This window comes from Actinomycetota bacterium (genome assembly GCA_005774595.1).
Lineage (GTDB): Bacteria > Actinomycetota > Coriobacteriia > Anaerosomatales > D1FN1-002 > D1FN1-002.
In genome coordinates, this window is record VAUM01000116.1 from 1 (window position 1) to 5,399 (window position 5,399).

The 5,399-nt window shown below is 69.0% G+C and carries 4 protein-coding genes; all 4 read left to right on the plus strand.

Going from position 1 to position 5,399, the window contains the following annotated elements; translation table 11 throughout:
* Positions 1-43 precede the first annotated feature (43 nt).
* The 4 genes from FDZ70_05885 (at position 44) to FDZ70_05900 (ending at position 5,219) form a co-directional block, all read left to right on the plus strand.
* Entirely contained in the window at positions 44-2,272 is a 2,229-nt protein-coding gene (locus FDZ70_05885) for a hypothetical protein (protein ID TLM77112.1), read from the plus strand.
* A gap of 117 nt (positions 2,273-2,389) precedes the next feature.
* Positions 2,390-3,076 (plus strand): cell division ATP-binding protein FtsE, encoded by a 687-nt coding sequence (gene ftsE, locus FDZ70_05890; protein ID TLM77113.1) that lies wholly within the window; start codon positions 2,390-2,392, stop codon positions 3,074-3,076.
* Positions 3,066-3,983 carry an ABC transporter permease gene (locus FDZ70_05895; protein TLM77114.1) on the plus strand — a complete coding sequence of 306 codons (918 nt, stop codon included), beginning with the start codon at positions 3,066-3,068 and terminating at the stop codon, positions 3,981-3,983. The genes ftsE and FDZ70_05895 overlap by 11 nt, the downstream gene beginning before the upstream one ends.
* 54 nt (positions 3,984-4,037) lie before the next feature.
* The gene (locus FDZ70_05900) at positions 4,038-5,219 is read left to right on the plus strand and encodes a PDZ domain-containing protein (protein ID TLM77115.1); all 1,182 of its coding nucleotides are present in this window, start codon (positions 4,038-4,040) and stop codon (positions 5,217-5,219) included.
* Positions 5,220-5,399: the final 180 nt, after the last annotated feature.

The following is a 5,399-nucleotide window of genomic DNA, read 5'->3' on the forward strand; positions in this document are numbered from 1 at the left end:
CGCGTCCGCGCGAGCCGCCGCGCACGCGAACGCGCACTCGCGCGTGGTGCGTGGGTTCGACTCGCTCGTGCCCGGCCTCGCGCTCGTCCGTCCCGACGCCGGTCGCTCGGCCGAGGCGGTCCGCCGCGCCTACGCGAACCGCCCGGACGTGCTCTACGCGGAGTTCGACGCCATCATCCCCGCCGTCACCGAGGCGGTGCCGAACGACCCGCGCTTCGCCGAGCAGTGGCCGCTCGCGAACACCGGCCAGAACGGCGGCACGCCCGGTGCGGACATCTCGGCCGTGCCGGCGTGGGACGACACCGTCGGCAGCCGCGATGTCGTGGTGGCGGTACTCGACGGCGGGGTGAACTACAAGCACGAGGACCTCGCCGCGAACGCGTGGGTCAATCCGGGCGAGATCGCGGGCAACAGGATCGACGATGACGGCAACGGCGTGGTCGACGACGTGCACGGCGCCGATTACGTCAGCGGTGACGGCGACCCGCTCGACGTGTCGTGGATCAGCCACGGCACGCACGTCGCGGGCATCATCGGCGCCGTCGGCGGCAACGGCACAGGGGTCAGCGGCGTCAGCCCGCAGGTGAGCCTCATGGGCATCCGAGTGGTCGACGCGTCCAACAACCTGCTGGTCTCCAATCTCCTCGCAGGGATCGACTACGCCGACCGGATGGGCGCCCGGGTGCTCAACGTCTCGCTCGGGTGGACGACGTACTACCAGACCATCTACGACGCGTTCGCCGCGTACGACGGGCTGGCGGTGTGCGCGGCCGGCAACAACTACAACCGCAACAACGACACCACGCCGGTCTACCCGGCCTCGTTCGACCTGGCCAACGTGATCGCGGTCGGGGCCACCGACAACACCGACCACATGGCCTCGTACTCGAACTACGGTCCCGCGAGCGTCGACCTGTTCGCGCCGGGCAGCAACGTGCTGTCCACCGTCTCGCTCTGGGGCAACGTGTTCTACGACGACATGAGCGACTTCAGCGGGTGGGACACCTCGCGCTACTCGGTCAAGCCGTGGTCGATCACGTCGACCTGGTACGTCTCGCCGCCGGCCGCCGCCGCGCACATGGGCTACGCGAACAACGAGAGCAGCTACATCATCCAGACCACGCCGGTGGATCTCGCAGGGCTCGACTACGCTCGCCTGACCTTCGACGCGTGGCGGCACACGCAGTCGGGCGGCGACTACCTGCGCGCGTACGTGAGCCGCGACCCGGTCATCACCGACGACGAGCTCGTCTTCGCCCGCAGCGGCGGAGGCGCCGTGTGGTACTACGACTACTCGATCGACCTTACGCCGTACGTCGGCGGGCCCGTCTACCTCGCGTTCGAGATGCGGAGCAACGCGAGCACCGTGTACTCGGGAGTGATGGTCGACGACGTGTACGTGCTCGGCGGCGCGAGCGAACCGGCGTACACGACGATGAGCGGGACCTCGATGGCGACGCCGCACGTCGCCGGGGTCGCGGCGCTGCTGCTGGCCGAGAAGCCCTCGCTCACGACGGCCGAGCTGCGTTCGCTCGTGCTCGCGGGCGCGGAGCCGCTTCCGCAGCTCGCGGGGCTGTGCGTGACGGGAGGGCGGCTGGACGCGATGCGCGCGCGCGACGCGCTCGGCGACCTGGACCCGCCGGTGACGACGGCCCTCGGCGTGACGGCCGGCAAGAACGTCGCGCCGGTGAGCGTGACGCTGTCAGCCACCGACGACCGCTCGGGCGTCGCGTGGACGCGCTACGCGCTCGACGGGGGCGTCGAGGTCGACGGCAGCGCACTCACGGTGACAGCGCCGGGCGCCCACACGCTCGCGTGGCGCTCGGCAGACGCGTCAGGCAACGTCGAGGCGACGAAGACGCTTTCCTTCGAGGTGGTCAACCGCTACCAGGAGACCCACCCGGCGCTCGGTCGCTTCGGCTCGTGGACCTCGCTCGCGCGCACCCAGCTCTCGGGCGGCACGGCGGTCTACACCGGCACGGCGCTGCGCTCGGTGACCGCGACCTTCACCGGGACCGGGATCGACTGGATCGGTGCGCGCACCACCTCGGCGGGCCGTGCGCGCGTCTACCTCGACGGCACGCTCGTGTCCACGGTCGACCTGTACGCGCCGCTCAACCAGTTCCAGCAGGCGCTCTACACGGTGCGCGGTCTGCCCGAGGGGCCACACTCGCTGCGGGTCGAGGTCGCCGGCGCACGCAACACGAAGTCGACCGGCACGAACGTGTGGGTTGATGCGTTCGACGTGTGTGGGGAGCTTGCGGAGCCCTAGCGCCGGGCGCTTTCGGGAGGCCCGTTTCTGCTACCATACGCGCGGCGGTCGGGCCTGCCTTCTCCGCACGGCGTGGACGCCCCTCCGTAGTCGAACCACGGGATGTGATGCACCCAGATGATCTCCATGCGGGGAGTCAGCAAGTTCTACATTCCTGAGAAGCCCGCTCTGGCCGACTGCGACGTCGAGATCGGCCAGGGCGAGTTCGTGTTCCTGGTCGGTCACTCGGGATCCGGCAAGTCCACGTTCATCAAGCTGCTGCTCCGCGAGATCCTGCCGACGAGCGGCGCGATCGTGGTCGCGGGGCAGGACCTCGTGAAGATGAAGAACTGGAAGGTGCCGTTCTTGCGCCGCAACATCGGTTGCGTCTTCCAGGACTTCAAGCTCCTGCCGAACAAGACCACCTACGAGAACGTCGCGTTCGCGCTCGAGGTCATCGGGCGCAGCAAGCACGTCGTGCGCACGCAGGTGCCCGAGGTGCTGCGTCTGGTCGGCCTCGAGGAGAAGATCGACAACTACCCGGACGAGCTGTCCGGCGGCGAGCAGCAGCGCGTGTCCATCGCGCGCGCGTTCGTCAACCGGCCGCCGTTGCTCCTGGCCGACGAGCCGACCGGCAACCTGGACCCCCAGACGTCGCTGGGCATCATGTCGCTGCTCGCGCGCATCAACAAGACGGGCACGACCGTGCTGGTGGCCACACACGACCGCGAGATGGTCGACTCGATGCGCAAGCGTGTCATCGCGCTCGAGAACGGCCGCGTGGTCCGCGACCAGGACAGGGGGGTGTACGGCTATGTCGATTAACGTCGGCTACTTCGTGCGGGAGTCTGTGCAGAACTTCCGCCGCAACTGGGTCATGTCGCTGGGCGCCGTCATCACCATCTACCTCTCGCTGCTGCTGGTCGGCATCACCGGCGCCACCGGCGTCATCGTCAACAACATCGTCGAGTCGGTGGAGCAGAAGGTCACCGTCCAGGTGTTCATCAAGGACGGCGCGGCCTCGGCCGACGTCACCGGGCTGCAGAACACGTTGGCGTCCGACGCGCTCGTCAAGAGCATCGAGTACGTCAGCAAGGACGAGGCGCTCAAGCGGTTCAAAGAGCAGACCATGAAGGAGTCGCCCGAGATCGTCGAGCAGCTCGAGGACAACCCGCTGCCGGCCTCGCTCGACATCGAGCTCAAGGACCCGCGCACGGTCCAGCAGATCGTCGACAAGATCAAGGCGAACCCGACGTTCCTGAAGATCTGCGACCGTCCCGACGACCCCGAGCAGTCGCTGCGCTACGGCGAGAAGACCGTCGAGCGGCTGTTCGCGCTGACCAACACGGTGCGCGTCGTCATGGCGGCGTTCATCATCATGCTGGCCATCGTGTCGCTCATCTTCATCAACAACACGATCCGGCTGGCGATCTACGCGCGCCGCAAGGAGATCGGCATCATGCGGCTCGTCGGCGCGAGCAACTGGTTCATCCGCACGCCGTTCCTGCTCGAAGGCGTGTTCCAGGCGCTCATCGGAGCGGCGCTCGCGATAGCGACGCTCGGCGTGGTCCGCGGCGCGCTGCTGCCGAAGTTCGGCGCCACGCTCAAGTTCCTGCCGGTGAGCATCGATGCGGCCGCCTCGGCGCAGATCTCGCTGGCGCTGGTCGGCTCGGGCATGCTCATCGGCCTGCTCGGGTCTGCACTGGCGCTCCGCCGCTACCTCAAGGTCTAGCCCGGCGGGCGGACGCCGGCCGGACACGTACGCGCCCTCACCCCCGGAGGACAGATGCCGCGCGCGCTGAACTACCTGCTCGTCTTCGTACTGGTCGTCGTGATGGCGTGCGGCGGCTTCATCGGCGGCGTCCTGTACGAGCGGCATCGCGCTGCGGCGGTCGCGGGTGCGGACAGCGGACCGGCGGCGGTCGGCGACACGGTCGACGAGGTGCGCGAGATGCTGCTGCACGATGCGCTGGAGCCCTCCGACGACGCTTCGATGACCGCGGGCGCGGTGCGCGGGCTGCTCTCATCGCTCGGTGACAAGTACGCCGAGTACTTCGACGCCCGTCACTACGGCTACTTCAAGGAGGACAACGCTGGCGAGTTCGGCGGCATCGGCGTCACGCTGACGCAGAAGGACGCCGACACCGTGGTCGTGTCGGTGATGTCGGGGACCCCCGCCGAGAAGGCGGGCATCAAGAAGAACGACGTCTTCTACGGTATCGACGGGGAGCGCCGCGAGGGCTGGGACGAGCAGAGCGTCGTCAAGCTCGTGCGCGGGGAGCCCGGCACCAAGGTCGCGCTCGAGATGCGCAGGCCCGGCGTCAAGGACCCGGTCAAGTTCACGATCACGCGCGCGGTCATCAAGGTGCCGAACGTCGAGTCGAAGATGATCGGCTCAGACGTCGGCTACATCTCGATGGCCCAGTTCAACGAGAGGAGCGCCGAGGACCTCGGCGATGCGCTGCGCGCGCTCGACGGCAAGGGCGCCAGGGGCTTCGTGCTGGACCTGCGCGACGATCCGGGCGGGTCGCTCGACGAGTCGGTGGACGTCGCGTCGCTGTTCGTCGCGGACGGCGTGATCACGAGCGTGGAGTACCGCGACCGCCCCGGCAGGGACTACGAGGCGACCGGCTGGCACGTCACGGACAAGCCGCTCGTCGTGCTGGTGAACGGGTACAGCGCGTCGGCGTCAGAGATCGTGGCGGGCGCGCTGCAGGGCTACGGGCGCGCGGAGCTCGGGGGGGGGAAGACGGTCGGCAAGGGGGGCGTGCAGACGGTCGAGCCGCTGGGCGGCGGGGGCGCGGGGGAGGTCACGAGCGCCCCCTACCTGACGCCGGAGAAGCGCAAGAGCGATGGCGGGGGGCTGACGCGCGATGGCGGGGTGGCGGTGAAGACCGAGCGGGTCGGCGCCGACAAGGGTGACATCCAGCTCGATCGCGCGGTGGCGGAGCTGCGCAAGCAGCTGTAGGCGGCGCCGGCAGGAGGGCGCGAGCGGCTCAGCTGGCGCGACGGCAAGCGGCCCCACCTGCGCGTTCAGATCCCGTTCGGGATGCGCTATGCGGCGTCGCGCTACTGTTGGGCGACGTCACGAGTCGCGCCTCCGAGGTCTTCTGCGCGAGCCGGCGTCACATACGACGTCGTATGTGAC